This window comes from Saccharibacillus deserti, from assembly GCF_013618475.1.
Classification (GTDB): domain Bacteria; phylum Bacillota; class Bacilli; order Paenibacillales; family Paenibacillaceae; genus Saccharibacillus; species Saccharibacillus deserti.
Map to the genome: position 1 here is coordinate 56,816 of NZ_JABJVN010000011.1, position 17,963 is coordinate 74,778.

The window sequence follows — 17,963 nt, forward strand, 5'->3', positions numbered from 1 at the left end:
AGAAAGCCCCGGCCGAACCCCGTATACTGCGAGGTTTGGCCGGGGTTTTTCCGTCTGCCGCCGCTTCAGGCGGCGCGTTCGCCCGGTTTCAAAATGACGGAGCCGATTGCAAGCAGCACGAACGCCATCAGCAGCAGAATCAGCAGGGGCATGGCCGCTTCGTGCAGTCCCCCGCCGTCCGCCACCCGCTGCACCGCTTCGATTGCCCATTTCTGGGGCATGAAATTCGAAGCGGTCTGCAGATAATCCGGCATAATCGAGATCGGCCAGAAACAGCCGCCCAGCATGCAGGTCGGCGTAATGATCAGGGTGTTAAGCATCGGGGCATTGTCGGGATTTCGCACGATACCGGCCAGGGCGCTGGCAAGTCCGATCGTGACCAGCATAAAAGCCGTCAGCACGGCGGCATGCAGCCACAGCGGAACTCCGTAATCGTAACGCAGCACTCCCCGCGTGACGAGCAGCAGCAGGCCGATCTGCAGCCAGCCCAGCATGAAACATCCAAGAAAATTGCCCAGCGCAATCTGGAGCGATCCGGCCGGTGCCGTGAAAATGCGGGCCATGGTGCCTTGTCTGCGGTCTTCGAGAATAAGCGATACGCAGGTGCCGGCCAGTCCCATCAGAAACAGCAGCGTGAACCCGATCACATTGTTGATGCCGCTTTTCGGATAGAGCTGCGGGTCGGTTACCACCGCGCGGACGGCTTCGTTTTCCTGCGCCTCCAGCAGTTCGCCGAAACGTTCGGAGACCGCTTCCGGCGAAGACGACCTGCTTTCCGCCGCTTCTTCCCGGACCACCGCCGCCGTATCCGACAGACGTTTATGTTCCGAAACCACGGACAGCTTCAGCAGCATCGAATCTTCGGTCGGATTCAATTGATAATAGATCGGCGCGGCGGAGCCTCCTTCGATCAGGGAGCGGCTGTATCCTTCCGGGATCACGACGCCGAACTTCAGATCGCGATCCGTCACGCCCTGCTTGATCGCCGCCTCGTCCGGTTCGGCCTGAAGTTCCCGGCCTTCGCGGACACCCAACCCGGCCAGAAGCCGCTCGCCCGCCGGACCGCTGTCCAAGTTGACGTAAGCGATCGGCGCATCCGGCGAAGACACTCCGCCGCCCAGCAGTCCCACGGCTCCCGACACCACCGCTACCGGAAGAATCAGGTACGAGAGAATACCCCTGAAGTTCCCCAAAGCCCGCTGAACCAGATTCCGGGCGATCCATATGCTATTCATACGCGTACCCCTTTCTTCTGTATACCGTAAGCGCCAAGGCGAGCAGCGCCGCGCTGACGAGCGCCAGTATGGCGATCGAAGCCCCGATATGCCCGGCCGGTTCGTGCAGCATCATACGCAGAATACTTTCCGAAGCCCAACGGTTTACCGTGAAGTTGCCGATCTTTTGGATCCAGCCTTCAAAAGGAACAAATCCTCCGCTGAGAAACGTCATGGCCACGATCAGCCCCTGCATGATCGAAGCGCTCTGCGGCTGAGTCGTCGTCAGGAAGGTAACGGTAATCGCCATGCCCATCGTGAAAACAACCATCAGCAGGCATACCGCCGCCAGCATCCACGGCCGCCCGCCCCAATCGACGCCGAAGCCCCATTTGGATATCAGGATAATGTTGAGCGCCTGAAGGCCCGCTACGGCACCGGCAGCCGCCACTTTGCCCGCGAACAGATGAATCGGCCGGATCGGCATGGCATACATCCGCTGCAGCGTCCGGTTCTCCCTTTCCCCGTGCAGACTTCCGCTGAGGCTGAGTCCCGAATACATCATGAACATGACCAGCATGGCTGCCGCATAATATTGGAACGCCGTATAATTCCCGCCCTCCGCTCCGAGCACGCCGTCCTGCACCTGCGCTGACGCAGCTGGCAGCTGTTCGTAGGTCTGCAGCGCCTGCGGCCCCAGCAGCTTGGCTGCCGCCGAACGGTCGTTCAGCGCATCGATGAACGGACGAAGCACGTTTTCCGCTACCCGGTTCTCGGAATGGCTGCTGCCGCGGATCAGCTCAAGCGAAGCGGGACGGCCGGACGTGACCGCCCGATCGAAACCCGGAGCCGCGATCAGGGCATAATCCACTTCTCCGCTGCGCAGGTTCTCCTGAGCCTGCGGCCGGTCCGGCACTTCGACAACCTTCAGATAACGCGCCACGCCTTCGTCCGACAGATACCCGTCCAGCAGCGGCGAGTCTTCGCTTTTTACGAGTGCAAGCGTGACCGGATCGATCTTCGCGTCTTCGGCTCCGCCCATATCTTCCACGCTTCCGAGTGCCGTCCCCAGCAGAAAGATGACGATCAGAGGCAGAAGGAACATATTGATCAGCACCGTGCGCATCCGCAGCGTCCGTTTGAGCTGATTGAGCGCCACGATATAAAAGGTTCGCATCGTCTATTCCTCCTCAGTCTCTAAGCGTGCGTCCGGTCAAATTCAGGAACAGGGATTCGAGATTCGGCGCTTCGCATTCGAGCGAGCCGATCAGCGCTTCGTGCCGGGCGCAGATAAACAGGACATCCTGCAGACTGCGCTGCGCCGAAGACAGGTAGAGCGTAATCCGGTCGCCGTCGGCCTCGACCGCTTCGATCCGCGGATGCTCTTTCAGTTCTTTCAACAGTTCTTCCGTAACCGGCGTGACCTGCAGCAGAATGCGTTCCTGCTGGGCGGCACGTTCGCGCAGTTCCGACTGGGTGCCGGAAGCGATCAGATGACCGCGGTCGATAATCGCGACCCTCGAGCTGACCGCTTCGACTTCTTCCATGTAATGACTCGTGTAAATAACGGTCGAACCGGCACGGTTCAATTCGCGTACCGCTTCCAGGATATGATTGCGCGACTGCGGATCGATCCCTACGGTAGGCTCGTCCATAATGACGAGCTTGGGCCGGTGCATAATCGCACAGGCGATATTCAGGCGCCGCTTCATGCCTCCCGAGAAGGTCGCCGGCAGCTCTCTGGCCTTGTCTTCCAGACCGACGAATTCCAGCGCTTCCTTCACGCTCTGCTTCAACAGGGAACCGCGCAGACCGTGCAGCCGGGCGAAAAACATCACGTTTTCTTCGGCAGGCAGTTTCTCGTACAGCGCCAGATCCTGCGGCACCAGGCCCAGCATGCGCTTGACTTCCATCGGCGATTCTTTGACCGAGAGGCCCCCTACCCGGATCCCGCCGCTGTCGATTCCGATCAGTCCGCAGATCATCCCGATTGTCGTGCTTTTCCCCGCGCCGTTCGGCCCGAGCAGCCCCAGTACTTCGCCTTCTTCGATATTCAAATTCAGATGATCGACCGAAATCCGGCTTCCGTAACGCTTGACGACATCTTTGATTTCTACAAAAGACATCTTCTTCTCCCCTTTCGCGGTTTCCGCTTCACCGGTTATATCCGTATTGTACGGGGCTTTCTTCGCCGGCACAGGTACAGAAAGTCATGGGTTGGGCGCAGGGAGATGACCAAAGTCACCTCCGCTCCGGCCGGACCCGCATGCTATAATCGAAAAAAGACAGGATGCCGCGGCAAAATGCAGGGATGGAGACGGGAGTGGGAGATATTGAGGTTTGCGATACGCGGAGTTCTGATTTTGATTTCGGCCGCCGCAGGCCTGTACACGGCGCCAAGCGGGGAGACCAAAACGTATGTAGCGGGCGTTCTGCTGTTTGCGGCTCTGACGGCTGCGGAACGTTTCGGTCTGCCGGAGCGGCTGAGGACTGCGTTTCAAGCCGTGCAGGTTCTGGTTTCTTTCTGGCTCGTCGAACGTTTCGGCCCGGCTCTGCTGTTTCTGTCGCTGTCCAGTCTGCCCGGTTATAGGCAGAGCGATCCGTTTTCCAAAGGGCTGATGACCGCCGGCCACCTGCTGGCTTTGAACCTTGCGCTCGCGGGAGCGGAAATCTCCGTGCGGCTCAATGCCGATCTGGCTTTTCTGCTCAGCGCGGTTCTGCTTCTGATGCTTGAAATCAGCGAACGCCGCCGCCTTGAAGGCGTGGTGCGGTACGACGAGCTTCGGATGCACCATTTCGAACTCGGCGAAGAACGCGAGCGCCTGGCCGCTTTTGCCCTGCGCATCGAAGAAGAAGCCCAGGACGAAGAACGGGTACGGCTTGCGCGAAAACTGCACGACGATATCGGTCACCGGCTGATCCGGATCAAGATGATGATGGAAGCGGCGATGCGCATTCTGCCGACGGAGCGCGAGCGGGCCTCCCACATGCTGGAACAAATCCGCAGGCAGCTGGAAGAAAGTATGGAAGAAATCCGGCTGTCGGTCAAAAAAGGAACCACCGTCAGCCGGGCCGAGCACGAATATGCGCTGGACCGGCTGCTGGACGATACGGGCCGCGAAACCGGCATGCGGACGGCGTACCGTATTCAGGGCATTCCCTACGCGCTGTACCCGAGCTACCGCGTCGCCCTGTATCAGAATGCCCGGGAGGCGCTGACCAACGCGCTGCGGCACGGTCGGGCGGAATACATCGAACTGACCCTGATCTATGAGCCGGATGCCGTCATAATGAAAGTGTGCAGCGGCCGGGCCGGCGACATCAAACCAGACGGCCTGCAGACCCGGGTAACGCCGACCGTCCGGGCCGGCATGGGCATCCGCGGCATGACCGAGCGCACCCGTCATCTGGGCGGCGAACTGCGGATCGATCCGGGTCCGCCTTTTACCGTGGTGACGCGGCTGCCGATTCGCACCGGAACGGCGGAATAAGCACGTCCGAAGGACGGGCCGGACCGATGAGGCCGGCCGCATTCCGGTTCGCCCATCCCTATCGAATAGAAAAAAGCGAAAAAGAAGGCAGCGGACTGCCTTCTTTTTCGCTCCAAGGAGGAACAAACATGATCCGGATCATCATCGCGGACGACGACATTTTTATCCGGGAAAGCCTGCAGATCATGCTGGGCATGGATCCCGGGATCGAGGTAAGCGGCTTAGCCGGCAACGGCCGGGAAGCGCTGCTGCTGCTCGAACAAGGCCTGGCCGTGGATGTGGTCCTGATGGATATCCGTATGCCGGTCTGCGACGGGGTCGAAGGAACCCGGCAGATCAAAGCCCGCTTTCCCCAGGTACGGGTATTGGTCCTGACGACTTTTGACGATGACGAGTTCATCGTCGAGGCGATCCGCGGCGGCGCCAGCGGTTATCTGCTCAAGAATATCGCACCCGACCGGATCATCCAGGGAATCAAGACCGTGCACGAAGGCAGTATGCTGATCCATCCCGATATCGCGGCCAAGCTTGCGGGACTGCTGCTTCCTTCCGCTCCGCCGGTCCAGGCGCTCGCTGCGGAAGGCTCCGAAGACACGGAAGCTTCCACACGTTTGGCGGCCTACGGCCTGACCCCTTCGGAACGGCAGGTGGTTGGCCTGATCGCCGAAGGGCTGTCCAATCGCGAAATCGCGGGCCGGCTTTATCTGAGCGAAGGCACGGTCAAGAATTACATCACCGAAATCCTGTCCAAGCTGTCGCTGCGGGACCGGACCCAGATCGCGATCTGGTATCTGCGGGGAAGTTAAGCTACCGTATGGAGCGGCTTCGGGTCGGAACTCTTCTCCGTCTCCGTCAGGCCGCCCTCCCCTGCGGCTTCTTCGGGACTGTCCGGTTCGGCGGACTGCGGCGCAGCGCATTCCTCCCCGGACGATGCTTCCAGCGTGAAACGGGACAGGGTCGTCTGCAGCTCCTCGGCCAGTCCGGAGAGGAATTTTGCGGATCCCTGCACTTCTTCCATGGTGGACAGCTGCTCTTCTCCGGCGGCACTGACCTCCTCGATCCCGGCCGCCCCTTGGCGGGCAATCGCGTTGACTTCGCGCATAGCCTCGGCAATCCGCGAAGTCTGCTGCGAGAGAACGCGAATCAGCCCGCTCGTCTCGCTTGTCTCCTGCCGCACTTCGGAGACCGTACTGCGGATTCGTCCGAACACTTCCGAGATCTCCCGGCCGCTCTCCACACCGAGCTTGGCCCGATCCGCCCCTTCGTTCAGCGAGATGACCGCAGCTTCCGACTCTTCGCGAATCGCGGCAATAATCTCCCCGATCGTCCGCGTGGAAGCCGCCGCACTCTCGGCCAGCTTGCGGATTTCCTGGGCGACGACCGCAAATCCCCGGCCCGCTTCCCCGGCTCTTGCCGCTTCGATCGAAGCGTTAAGCGACAGCAGATTGGTCTGCCTCGCCACCTGATCGATCAATACGGCGGCCGTGCCGATCTCCTCCGAACGGCGGCGCAGGGCGGTTACCACGTCCAGCGCGTGACTGACGCTGCGGTCGATCTCGTTCATCCGGCCGATCGTTTTCTCAAGTTCCCGGCTGCCGAGCTCCGCCGCGGCATTAGCGGAGTCTACCGAGACCGCCACTTCTTCGCCGCTTCGATCCAACTGCCGCATGCCCTTTTCCATCTCGTCGACGAATCCGCCGACATCGGCAATGGTGTTGACCTGCTGCTCGAATCCGGCCGACAGCTCCGAAGACGAAGTGGCAATATGCGCGGCGGCTTCGGTCGTCTGCTCCGCCCCCGCGGCAAGCTGCTGCGAAGAAGCCGACAAGGTTACGGCGCTTTCGTCGACCCGGCGGACCATATCGCGCAGCCCTTCGATCATCCGGTTAAACGACAAGGTCACCTGCCCGATCTCGTCGCGGAACAAATAGGTGCCCTGCACGCTCAAGTCGCCGGCTTCCGCCCGCTGCATCAGCTTCTGCATCCGGTTCAGCGGCAGGGACACCAGGCGGGAGATCAACAAACCGCCGGCCGCGATCAGCAGAACGCCGACTCCGATACAGATCACAATAAGAACGGTCGAACTTTGCGCCAGCTCGGTCGAAGCGTCATTGCCGCTCTGCGCTTCTCTCAGCAGCTGCGAGTTGAGTTTGTTCATCGTCTGGTTGACCTGTTCGCGGATCGGCTGCAGCTCTTCTTGGAACAGGCGGTAAGCTTCTTCGCTCTGGTTGCGCGTCGCCAAGTCCACGATCCGGGAGCGGACATTAAAATAGTTCGGTGTCAGCCGATTGTATTCGGCATACAGCGCCTGGGCGGCCGGGCTCAACTGGATTTTCTCCAATTCGGCGTAGGCCATCGCATTGCGGGCCGTTCGGTCGCTGATGCTCATCGACAAATTCTGGTCTGCCGTATAGTCTTCGCTTAGCATCATCTCCATCACGTAGGCTTCGATCGCGCTGTTGTTCGAACCGACCTGCCCGATCGCATTGAGGGACCTCAGGTTGTTCTGATACATAGTCTCCGACGTCTGCGCCATCTTTTCCATGGTGGCAAACCCCGTGTATCCCACCGCCAGAAGCATGACCCCCGATAGCACGACCAGCAGCAGAATCTTTGTTTTCACTTTCAGGTTTCTCATATTGCCCCACCGCCTTTTCGTCTAGTCTAAAAGTCTCTAACTCGCTTATTTCCCTCCATTTTATCAGCTTCCCGTAAAATCTGTGCACGAGTTTTATGAATAAAGTTCCGAATTATCGTCGTTTTTTCGCGTAAGCGAATACATATCAGGACAGCATCGAGACTTAAGAACCACTTGACTTCAAGCGGCAGATTCGGATTAAAAAGGCGCAAAAAAAGACGGAATTTTCACTGGGAAAATTCCGTCTTGTCCGGCTGCTTGGGCAGAGGCTGCTGTTCGTTGGAAGAAACCTGTTCCGAAACCTCCCGCTGCGCCGGGTCGGCGGCTGCTCCGCTTCGCGGCGGACCGTCTGCCGGCAGCGGTTCGACCGGTTTCTCTTCACTGCCTCGGGGAGCGGGAAGGGCCGCGGCCGGAAGCTGAAGACTTTCCGAAGGCCCCCGGCCCTGCTCGGCCTGCACGCTCCACAAGCCCGGCAGCGAAAGCGGCCGGAACGGCTGCTCCGAAGCCGAAGCCGCATCCGGAGCAAAAACAAAGCCGAGCTGATGGTGATCGCCCGCATAGATAGGCCGCTGCAGGAACTTGCTGTCTCCCCTGCGGTTCTGAACCTCAAGCTTGCAAAAAGCCGAATTGATCCGCAGCGCTTCGTGCATCTGCTGCGTAGTGCCTACAGGAAGACCGTTGACTTTTAGCAGCGTCTCGCCGGGCAAAATGCCCATGTCTTCGGCCGGACTGCCGGGCTGAACGGCCAGGATCTTGAGCCCGCGCCCCGAGTGCGCGTACATCGCCGGCTGTCCGTCTTCTTCGCGGACACCGTCGCGGATCAGCGCTTCGCGCAGCACGATGCCGGCGACGGCGGCAATCACCGTCATCGGCGGCCAGAATACGGCCCCGAGCGCCAGCACCAGCAGCGCCGCGCCGAACATAAGGCCGCGCCGCGCCGCGCGGGCGGCTTTGCGCTCCGGCAGCAGCGTCCAGGTCGCTTCCGCCATGCCCAGCATGACGGGAAGGGCGAGCAGCGTATAGCTCGCCGCCTCCGGCAGGCCCAGCCACGTATTCAGCGGCGGCTGCCAAGGCAGCGGACCGATCGGACCGCCTTCGGCCGGCACAAGCAGCAGCGTCGGCGCCAGCCAGAGCATACGCAGCACGTAAGCCCCGACCGGTCGGCCGCGCTTGCCCGGAATGTACGTCGGCAGGGCGAAGTCTTTGCCCTGCCAGGCGATCAATCCGCTTTCCGCCAGATGCAGCAGAGCGGCCAGAAGCAGCAGAGCGGCGATGTTCAAGCCGCTCAGGGCAGCGAATATGCTGCCTGCGGCGCCCTCATCCGGCAGTCCGGGAATCAGACGCAGGACGAACTGCAGGGCGCCCAATACGCCTACCGCATAAGCGAAGTTGGCGAACCGGATCCGGAACACCAGCAGTACAAGGGCAGTGACCCAGAGCAGGGTCGCGCCCTGCACCGTCAAAGTGAATCCGAGCCCGGCCATGATAAGCGATACGGCCGCACCGGCCCCTATTCCGCCAAGCAGCGCACGCGCCGCATATCCGCCGTATCCATGCAGGCGGATATGGAAAAGCTTTCGCTCCAAAATGCCTTGACGGCGATAATATAACAGCAGAATCAACAATCCTGCCCAATAGAAAGGCTGAATCACAAGTTCCAGCAGTGCCGACAGGATGATTTCCAGGTATTCGTTCATCGGTTTCTCCTTTTCGTCCCGCTTCTAAAAAAGGGAAGGCTTACGCCTTCCCTTTGTTCAAACCGCTATGTTTAGGAGTTCGACGCCGGAGCAAGCGTTTCCTGCTTCAATTCTTCGATCGCTTTGTTCAACTGGGTGTCGTGGGTCGGATCGGTAATCTGCTTAAGCGTAGCGGCTTCGAGAGCGGCTGCCGTTTTGGCTTCGATCATGCCGCTGACCGTCAGCTTTTGCGCTTTCTGGAAAGCTTGAACCTGCTTTTTGGTCTCGGCATCGAAATAACCGTCTTTGCGTTTGGTCTCGTAACCGAGTCCGCTCAGCATGATCTGCGCGCTTTTGACATTTTCGTTGTTCATGTTGTATTTGAGCGTTTTCTCTTTGTCGATCGGCGCCACCTTGAAATAATCCGGCTGGCTGACTTTCTCGTCCGGTTTGATTCCTTTTTCGTGAATCCATTCGGCGTCCGGCGTCAGCCATTTGGCGATGGTAAGTTTGAGCAGCGTTCCTTTGCCCAGGCTGTCCGGAATGCTCGTCTGCACGGTGCCTTTGCCGAAAGAGTTTTCTCCGAGCAGCTTCGCTCCCGCGGATTCTTTCAATGCGCCCGCCATGATTTCCGAAGCGCTTGCGCTGCCGCCGTTAATCAGCACGGTAACCGGATAATCCTTGCCCTTGGCCCGACCTTCGGAACGGAAAGCCTGACGTGCGCCGCCGCGTGTTTCTTCCTGTACGATGATGCTGCCTTTCGGCACGAACTGTTCGGCCATGTCGACCACGACATTAAGCAGGCCGCCGGGATTGTTGCGCAGGTCGATGACCAGGCCTTCCATGCCCTGCTTCTCCAGCTTGGTCAGTTCCTGTTTGAAGCGCTCGCCCGTATTGGCCGAGAACTGCGTCACTTCGATCACGCCGATTTTGCTTTTTTCCATATGCGCATTGACGGTTTCAAGTTCGATATCGTCCCGCTTGATCTCGAATTTGATCGGATCCGGCGTACCCGGACGCTGAACCATAACGGTTACCTTGCTGCCTTTCGGACCGCGAATCTTCGACACGGCCGTCTGCAGATCTAGGCCCGCCAACGACTTGCCGTCGACCGACAGCAGGACGTCTTTGGCTTGAATGCCCGCCTTCTCGGCCGGAGACCCCTTGATCGGCGATACGACCGTCACTTTCTCGTTCTTGAGTTCGACTTCGGCGCCGATTCCCGTGAACGAACCTTCGATCGATTCGTTGAATTCGCTTGCCTGTTCGGCCGCCATGTACGCGGAATAAGGATCTTCCAGCGCACCGACGATGCCGTTGATGGCTCCCGTCACCAGCTTCTCGTGGTCCACATCCTTATAATAATTGTCTTCGATCAGCTTGACCGCCGCGTTGAGTTTGTTTATTTCGGTCGTATTGAGCCCCGTGCTTGCGCTTGCTCCGCTGCTCGCGAAGATCGGATAGTTCGTCAAGGCAAGCACCGCTCCCCCTCCGATGATCATTGCGACAATGACCAACAGAATCGCTGTCCGTTTTTTTATCATGGTGCAAGCCTCCTTGGCAGAATCCTGGAATTGTCGTGTTTTCTATTGTGTACGATGCCCGGAAAAAGCGCAAGACCCGCCCGGACATACGCCGGGCGGGAACTTGAAGTGCTGGGGCTTACCAGCCCAGATAAGGTACCGGATCGACCGGTTCGCCGTTCTGCCGCACCTCGAAGTGCAGATGGGGTCCCGTCGAGTTGCCGGTCGAACCGACTTCGGCGATCTTCTGTCCGCGCTGGACCGTTTGTCCCGAAGATACCATGACGCCGCCGTCGCGAATATGGCCGTACAGCGTCCAGATTCCGTTGCCATGGTCGATAACGACCGTATTGCCGTAACCGTTCCACCACTGGGCGACCGTAACGACGCCGCCTTCGGCCGCATGAATATCGGTTCCCTGCGGAGCCGCCATATCCACGCCGGTATGCTTCTTCACTTTGCCGGTGATCGGGTGTACGCGCGTTCCGAAGCCCGAAGACATCCGGAAGCTGTCGACCGGAGTCAGCATCGCGCCGCCGGAAGAAGCCGACCCCGAGGAAGTCGGAGGGGTTTCCGGTGCCGGTGTCGCAGTCGGAGCCGGGTCACCCGTTTTGTACGAATAGTCGCTTGCGGAAGGCGCTTGAGCCGCTTGAACTTCGGCCGCCGCACGCGCCGCTTCGGCTTCCGCCTGACGCTGTTCTTCGGCTTTCTCCGCCGCCGCAGCCGCACGCGCTTTCTCCTGGGCCACGCGGAGCGCTTCTTCCGCCGCGGCTCTGCGCCGGGCTTCTTCGATCTCGCGCTTCTCGCGTTCCAGATCGGAGCGCTTGGTGGCGAACTCGACCAGCATGGAATCCTGCTCCTGGCTGATCTCTCCCGCTTCTTCGATATCCAGTTCGAACTTGGCAATCAGCTTGCGCTTTTCTTCTTCCTTGGCATCAAGCTCTTTCTTGTGCGACTCGACTTCGGCCAGAAGAGTCTTCTGGCGGGCATGCTGGCTTTCCAGTTCCGACTGCTTCTCGATCACGATCTCCTGGTCGCGCTTGTGATCTTCCAGAATCGTATTGTCCTGCCCGATGATCCGCTTGATCGAATCGGCCCGGCTCAGGAAGTCGCCGAAGTCGGCCGAAGCCATCAGCACGTCCAGGTAGGAAACGGCACCGTCGGTATACATCATCCGAACCCGGGTATCCAGCAGTCCTTCGCGCTCAATGATACGCTGCTTGGCGGCTTCGAGTTCTTTCTCGGTCTGCTGCAGCTGCATTTCGGTCTCCGACAGCTCCATGCTGACCTGGGTCAGCTTGCTGCCGACCGCTTCGATATTCGCGAGAACCTGCTCCAGATACTCGTTGGTTTTGTTTTTATAATGCTCGGCTTCCTGCTTGTCCGATTCGGCCGCCTTTTTTTGCGCCTGTGCTTCTTTTTCTTTTTGCTGCAGTTCCTGAAGCTGACGGTCGATCTTGTCCGTCGAAGGCGCGGCATGCAGACTTGCGGGTTGAACGATTACTGCGGCCAACAACACGCCGGCCAATAACGAAGCTGTTTTTTTCAAAGCGGGTTCCCATCCTTTTTTCCGAATTGTTGGGGCAGCTTACCGTCAGACCTTCAAAAATTTACGGATCGAAATGGTACTGCCCCAGGCTCCGATCAGGAATCCCAGCCCAAGGATCAGAATACTGAACCAGAGCCAGATCTCGTGAAGGGGAATCATCGTAAACAGGGCGGCTTTCCAGCTGGATGCGGCCAGCTCGACCCTGGAATAGGCGTACAGCAGAATCGCCAGCGTCAGCGCCGAACCCGTCATGCCGACCAGCACGCCTTCAATGAAGAACGGCCAGCGGATAAAGCGGTTGGTCGCGCCCACCAGCTTCATGATCGCGATTTCTCTCCGGCGGGCGATAATCGTGACTTTGATCGTATTCGCGATCAGGAACATCGCCATAACGCCGAGTCCGATGACGAGCACCAGTCCGACGATGCGGATGGTCTGCGTCCACTGGAACAGCTTCTCCGCCGTTCCTTTGCCGTAATCGACTTCGTAAATCGGCGCTTCCGGGCGTCCGTCGTTCAGCGCCAGAATCTTGTCCGCCACGAACGGCACCGTCGTGGCTTCGATCACCTGAACCTTGTACATGTCGGGAAGCGGGTTCGTTCCCGTCTCTTCGTATCCTTTGACCATGGCATCGCCGAGTGTTTCGCGCATCTCCTCGAGCCCTTCTTCTTTGGAGACGAAGGTGAGTTCCTGCACTTCCGGCATGTCCCGAATCTCCTGCTCGACCCGGTCGCGGTCGGCCTGCTGAATGTCTAGATTCAGATATACGCTGATCTCGACCTGCCTGTCGACCTCGTCGGCCGCCCGGTCCAGGTTCAGGACGAGCAGCAGCGCGACGCCGAGCAGCGAAAGCGAGACGACGATGGACAGCATCGAAGCAACCGACATCCAGCCGTTGCGGAATACGTTTTTCGTGCCCTCGCGAAAGTGCCGCAGAAGGGTATTAAAATTCATAACCGTATTCTCCCCTCAGCTGGTCGCGGACGACATGTCCGTTCTCGATTGCCAGCACCCTTTTGCGCATCGTATTGACGATTTCCTTGTTATGGGTCGCCATGACGATCGTGGTGCCGCGGAAATTGATCTCGTCGAGCAGCTGCATGATGCCCCAGGACGTCTCGGGATCCAGATTGCCGGTCGGTTCGTCCGCGACGATCACCGACGGGTTGTTCACGATCGCACGGGCAATCGCGACCCGCTGCTGCTCGCCGCCCGACAGATGGGCCGGTTCGCGGTTGGCTTTGTTCTTCAGCCCGACCAGGTCGAGCACTTCCATGACTCTTTTCTTCATGATCTTTCTCGGCGCTTCGATGACTTCCATCGCGAACGCCACATTCTCGTAGGCGGTCAACTTCGGCAGCAGCCGATAATCCTGGAAAATAACCCCGATATTCCGGCGCAGCAGCGGAATATTGCGCTGCTTGAGCTTGCCCAGGTTAAATCCGTTTACGGAAATCTGCCCTTTTGTCGGAACTTCTTCCCTATAGATCAGCTTCATGAACGTCGATTTGCCGGCGCCCGAAGGACCGACGACGTAGACGAATTCGCTGCGGTCGATCTGGAGCGAAACCCCTTGAAGCGCATGGGTTCCGTTCGGATAGGTCTTCCACACATCCTGCATGTCGATCACGGTATCACTTCCCGAATTTGGATTTGAAGCTCAAGGCGCAATCGCGTCCCCCGCGCGCCTCTCGTTCCTTGGTACCGCCTGTCCGGCACATTTCATCTATCTTCCAGCCCGACCGTCGATCGTCAATCGGTCGTACAGCCTATGCTTCTGCTTATGTATCCCATTGTAACAAATTTGTACGTGCATGAGTAGAGAGCCGGACTTCCCATCATGCATAAAGCCGGGGGGAGGTTTTTCTTATTTTCTTACCCTTGAAAAAAAGCCCCGGGCACGCTAGCAAGCGGCTCCGAAGCTTACGGGGGGCTTCCCCGGCCTAATCCGTATGTAACCGGCACGTTCTCCCGGTGCAATCCGCAGCTGTGACAGAACGGGCCGCCCAAATCGCGCAAACCCAGTATAACCCAAACCTTCGCGGCGCGTCTACTTTATCGGCCACAGTCCACGCCGGATTACGGCGCGGGTACGACGGCCTCGCCGGGCGCGGTATCCGGGGCCGAAGCGCCGGCCGGCGGCAGATAGCCCGCGGTAAAAGTCACCGTGGCTTCAAGCAGCACGCCGTTGAATACGTAAGGCTTATCGATCGTAAACTGTTCGACCGAAGTCAGGCGCGGCAGCTTCTGGAGCGCCGCCATCCAATCCTTGATGCCGGCGTAGCCGCCTTTGACATGGGCGGTCACATACACCGAACGGGTCCCGCTTGAAGCGGACGCGTCCGCATTCTGCGCGGCGGGATCGGCGGCCGTGCTTTCATTCGAGAACGCCGCATCCGCCAGCACGACCCCGGACGCCATGCCGATCTTGTACAGATCTTTGACAATCTGTTCCTGGTCGGGTCCCGCCGGCAGCTTTTGCGCAATCTCTTCGTCGCTCAACCGGTTTGCGCTCTCGGCTTTCCGCTCATCGATCTTGCGCTGATAAATCCCGTTCTCCTGCTCCAGACGGGCAATCTCGCTTTCGTTGGCCGTCAGCTGCTCCGTCTGCGGACGAAGCAGCAGCATATAGGGCACCAGCAGAAGCAGGAACAGCATGGCGATGCCCAGCACGAGCGCCTGACGGTTGTTATGGATTCGTTCCATCATTGACGCTTTCCTCCTGTGTCGTAAGATCCGAAGCGGCGGCGTCCGGGGCAATCGCATGGCCGACCGATTCTACGGACTGGGCGGCCGCATCCGATGCTTGAGCCGCTTCGCTCCCGATCGAGACGGTATACACGGCCGCATACAGCCCCGCCGCTCCCGCCGTACTTCCTCCGCCCGTGTCGCGCTCTTCCGAGAGATCCGTGATCGCAGCCCCTTTTACAAAAGGCAGCTTCTTCAGTGCCGCCAGATAGACCGAAGCCTGGTCGATCCGGTTTACGTCGACCGTCAAATCGATCGTGCTGTTCTGCGAGTAGGCGATGTTTCGGATTACGGCGCGTTTCGGCAGAGCGGCGTCCAGCTGTTTGAGCACCGATACGGCGTCCATGCGCGAGGCTTCGAGTTGGGCGATCAGCGCCGCGGGCGAGCCTCCGCTGCCTTGAAGCCCGACCAGTTCGAGCTGCTTGAGCTGGTTGTCCGCCTGCAGACTCTCGAGCTGCGAAGCCTGGCCGGCCAGACCGTCTTTTTGAATCATATAGAAAGCCACGACCGTTCCGGCCGCCAATATCCAGATCAGCAGCAGCGACGCCAGGGCGTACGGAAGCACTTTCGCTTCCCGGTCTTCCCGCGGCAGCAGATCGATCAGACTGTTCTTGTCATCGCGCAGCGCGGCACCGACCGCCACCCGGTACAGGTTCAGCGATGGGTCTTCGGCCCTGCCCGGCACGGCTTCCAGCTGAAGCTCCTGAATATCGATCTCCGCCAGCGCCTGCCGCAGTTCGCCGACGAGCTGACGCCGGATCCGGTCCGGGCCGGTGACGGCCAGCCCGGTGATCCGCGCGGCTCCGTCATGCAGACTGTACTGATAGAAGTTGAGCATCCGCGAAATTTCGGCCGTAATCTCCACAATCTGCTCGGTGGACAAACTGTCTTCCCCCAAAGCCGCTTTATGCGCCAAGTAGGATTCGGACTGGAACAACGGCGTCTCGTCCGCAAGGTCGAGCAAGTTGATGGTCCGCATGAACACCGGGTTGCCTTCGCGGAACATATAGACGTCCATCTGCGAATGCTCGAGGTGCACCAGCATCGTATCGGCAAAAGGTTTGCCCTGCGCGCTTTCGGTCATGCGTGCCAGCGCCGTCGCCGACACTTCCACGCTGTCCGTCTTGATGCCCGCTTCGTCCAGAATGCCCACGTACTCGTTGATCAGCCGGCTCGGAGCCGCAAACACGAGTACCCGGGTCACTTCTTCCTCGAGACCGTCGCCTTGAAGCAGTTTGTCCCGGCCGATCGGAATATAATCGTATACCGGTTCTTCGAAAGGCAGATGCAGACCGGTCTCCACTTCGAGCGCGACGAGCTGCTCCACCTGCTTCGAATTGACCGCGGAAATGTTCATTTTGCGGATAATGACCTGGGAAGGCGGTACGGACAGCGAGACGCGGCTGCCTTTGAGACCTTCCTGCTCGGCCCACTGGCGAATCTGCGCGCGCAGCTTTTCTTCGTCGGCGATCTGGTTTTCGATGATGGTACCGGGCTCGAGCGGCAGATAGCTCTGCTTTTCGATCTCCCAGGTTTTGCTGTTTTTGAGTTGGATGAAGCGGACCCCGGTCTGTTCGATGGTAAGTCCCGCTTTTTTGCTGCCGATTCCCCGCATGCCTGGTATGTCCTCCTAACCGATCAGCGAGAAATACCCGCCGATAATCTGCGTTCCGTAGAGATAAGCGATCATTGTGCCCAGCGCAAGCCACGGTCCGAACGGAACGGGCTGGCGGCGCTGAACGATTTTAAAAGAAATAAGCAGCATGCCGACGATCGTGCCGAAGGCGCAGGCGAGCATGAAGGCCAGAACGGCCGGACCGATCCCGAGCACGACTCCGCACAGCGCGAACAGCTTGACGTCCCCCATGCCCATGCCGCCTTTGGTCAGCAGAGCGATCAACAGGATCAGTCCGCCGCCGAAAAGTCCGCCCAATCCGTAATGCCACCACGGCGCATCCATGAACGCCAGGCGCAGCACGATCAGAATCGGCGCGAAAAAGAGCAGCACCTTGTTGGGAATACGCATATATTTCAAATCCGCGATCGTGACGACGATGCACAGGCCGGCCAGTACAATGCCGAGCGCCGCCGTTCCCGTCAGACCGAAGCGGAGAAACATCCATAGGAAGAGGAGCCCGGTCGCCGCTTCGAACAGCGGGTAGATCGGCGAGACTTTAGTGCCGCAGTGCCTGCATCGACCTTTTGAAAAAATATAGCTGAATACCGGAATCATGTCTTTGGCGCCGAGACGCGTGCCGCAGTTCCCGCAGCGGGAAGGCGGACGGACGACGGATTCGCCGACGGGAACCCTGAGGCCCACGACGTTGAAAAAAGAGCCGAACAACAGGCCCACGACGGTGATGTAGATCGCGATGAAAATGGTCATAAGGTGTATGGGATTGGAATAAAGCGCTCCAGCCTAAAAGGTTGTTCCAATCGCTGTTGCCCTCCAATTTCCTGATGAGATGAGGAATTCCAAGTTAGGTAAGTGCAGAAGGAAAAGATTAAGGGATAAAGAGAAACCGGAAAAACGGTGGGTTTTTCCGGTTCTCACCTTCTAGCATTTATTATTTATTGGCATCTGTCGGAGTCGCAGACAATACTTCTTCCGCCGTGAATGTCTTGGTCTTGGCAGTTCCCGACGTAGTATCCGTCAAAATCACATTGGTCAAGTCGCCTGTTGTACTAAAGGTTACTTGGCTGGTTCCAGCCAAAGCCTTTTTCGTACTAGGAAGTGCTACTGTTGCTTCTAAATACTTGGCTGTGATCAATGTGGACACTGTAATATTACCGGCACCTTTGAAATCGCCTGCTTTGTCGCCAATGACATACAAGCGGGCTGCGTCATAGACTTGACGTGCAGTTGCTACGTCTGCGCTGCTTCTAGAGTTGTTGATAATATTGCTAATCAGCGGAACGGCAATAACGGCAATGATCGCGATAATAACCAGTACTGCCAAGAGTTCGATCAGGGTAAAGCCTTTTTCGTCTTTGCCCATTTTTGCCCATACACGCTGCATAAAGGTCGACTTGCGGGTTTCCTTCATTTCTACTTCGTTAACCATCTCTGCTGCTTGATTCATTTTGTCTTCACTCCCGTGATTTTTTCCGGATTTTGATTATC

At 58.7% G+C, this 17,963-nt stretch carries 15 protein-coding genes; 2 read left to right on the forward strand and 13 right to left on the reverse strand.

Annotation, left to right across the window (positions count from 1 at the left end; translation table 11 throughout):
* Nucleotides 1–65 precede the first annotated feature (65 nt).
* Genes HOP44_RS20950 through HOP44_RS20960 form a run of 3 tightly spaced genes read right to left on the reverse strand, consistent with a single transcriptional unit; the run spans nucleotide 66 to nucleotide 3,340 of the window.
* Nucleotides 66–1,235: an ABC transporter permease gene (locus HOP44_RS20950; RefSeq protein WP_172257064.1), complete on the reverse strand. Its 1,170-nt coding sequence runs from the start codon at nucleotides 1,233–1,235 to the stop codon at nucleotides 66–68.
* Nucleotides 1,228–2,391, reverse strand: coding sequence for an ABC transporter permease (locus tag HOP44_RS20955; RefSeq protein WP_172257066.1), 1,164 nt, complete (start codon nucleotides 2,389–2,391; stop codon nucleotides 1,228–1,230). The genes HOP44_RS20950 and HOP44_RS20955 overlap by 8 nt, the downstream gene beginning before the upstream one ends.
* A gap of 13 nt (nucleotides 2,392–2,404) precedes the next feature.
* A complete protein-coding gene (locus HOP44_RS20960; protein ID WP_172257068.1) occupies nucleotides 2,405–3,340 on the reverse strand; it encodes an ABC transporter ATP-binding protein in 936 nt (311 codons plus the stop codon).
* A 177-nt stretch (nucleotides 3,341–3,517) separates the two neighbouring features.
* On the opposite strand from HOP44_RS20960, the gene HOP44_RS20965 reads away from it, so the two are divergent.
* Nucleotides 3,518–4,705, forward strand: coding sequence for a sensor histidine kinase (locus HOP44_RS20965; RefSeq protein ID WP_172257070.1), 1,188 nt, complete (start codon nucleotides 3,518–3,520; stop codon nucleotides 4,703–4,705).
* Between the two features lie 128 nt (nucleotides 4,706–4,833).
* The gene (locus HOP44_RS20970) at nucleotides 4,834–5,511 is read left to right on the forward strand and encodes a response regulator (protein WP_172257072.1); all 678 of its coding nucleotides are present in this window, start codon (nucleotides 4,834–4,836) and stop codon (nucleotides 5,509–5,511) included.
* Here HOP44_RS20970 and HOP44_RS20975 read toward each other — a convergent pair.
* The 10 genes from HOP44_RS20975 to HOP44_RS21020 all read right to left on the reverse strand — a co-directional run bounded on the left by HOP44_RS20975 (nucleotide 5,508) and on the right by HOP44_RS21020 (nucleotide 17,922).
* The gene (locus tag HOP44_RS20975; RefSeq protein WP_172257074.1) at nucleotides 5,508–7,343 is read right to left on the reverse strand and encodes a methyl-accepting chemotaxis protein; all 1,836 of its coding nucleotides are present in this window, start codon (nucleotides 7,341–7,343) and stop codon (nucleotides 5,508–5,510) included. The genes HOP44_RS20970 and HOP44_RS20975 overlap by 4 nt on opposite strands.
* Before the next feature lie 227 nt (nucleotides 7,344–7,570).
* Nucleotides 7,571–9,040, reverse strand: coding sequence for a PDZ domain-containing protein (locus HOP44_RS20980; protein ID WP_172257076.1), 1,470 nt, complete (start codon nucleotides 9,038–9,040; stop codon nucleotides 7,571–7,573).
* Between the two features lie 71 nt (nucleotides 9,041–9,111).
* Nucleotides 9,112–10,563, reverse strand: a complete 1,452-nt coding sequence (locus HOP44_RS20985) for a S41 family peptidase (protein WP_172257078.1) — start codon at nucleotides 10,561–10,563, stop codon at nucleotides 9,112–9,114.
* Between the two features lie 118 nt (nucleotides 10,564–10,681).
* Nucleotides 10,682–12,091, reverse strand: coding sequence for a murein hydrolase activator EnvC family protein (locus HOP44_RS20990; RefSeq protein WP_172257080.1), 1,410 nt, complete (start codon nucleotides 12,089–12,091; stop codon nucleotides 10,682–10,684).
* A 45-nt stretch (nucleotides 12,092–12,136) separates the two neighbouring features.
* The gene (gene ftsX, locus HOP44_RS20995; RefSeq protein ID WP_172257082.1) at nucleotides 12,137–13,045 is read right to left on the reverse strand and encodes a permease-like cell division protein FtsX; all 909 of its coding nucleotides are present in this window, start codon (nucleotides 13,043–13,045) and stop codon (nucleotides 12,137–12,139) included.
* On the reverse strand, nucleotides 13,035–13,721 hold the full coding sequence (gene ftsE, locus HOP44_RS21000) for a cell division ATP-binding protein FtsE (protein WP_172198334.1): 687 nt from the start codon (nucleotides 13,719–13,721) through the stop codon (nucleotides 13,035–13,037). Before ftsE ends, ftsX begins: the two co-directional genes overlap by 11 nt.
* Nucleotides 13,722–14,170: 449 nt before the next feature.
* Nucleotides 14,171–14,800 (reverse strand): hypothetical protein, encoded by a 630-nt coding sequence (locus HOP44_RS21005; RefSeq protein WP_172257084.1) that lies wholly within the window; start codon nucleotides 14,798–14,800, stop codon nucleotides 14,171–14,173.
* Nucleotides 14,781–16,454 (reverse strand): type IV pilus biogenesis protein PilM, encoded by a 1,674-nt coding sequence (gene pilM, locus HOP44_RS21010; protein WP_172257086.1) that lies wholly within the window; start codon nucleotides 16,452–16,454, stop codon nucleotides 14,781–14,783. The genes HOP44_RS21005 and pilM overlap by 20 nt, the downstream gene beginning before the upstream one ends.
* A gap of 15 nt (nucleotides 16,455–16,469) precedes the next feature.
* Nucleotides 16,470–17,225 (reverse strand): prepilin peptidase, encoded by a 756-nt coding sequence (locus HOP44_RS21015; RefSeq protein ID WP_172257088.1) that lies wholly within the window; start codon nucleotides 17,223–17,225, stop codon nucleotides 16,470–16,472.
* Nucleotides 17,226–17,406: 181 nt separating this feature from the next.
* A complete protein-coding gene (locus HOP44_RS21020) occupies nucleotides 17,407–17,922 on the reverse strand; it encodes a prepilin-type N-terminal cleavage/methylation domain-containing protein (protein ID WP_246369986.1) in 516 nt (171 codons plus the stop codon).
* Nucleotides 17,923–17,963: the final 41 nt, after the last annotated feature.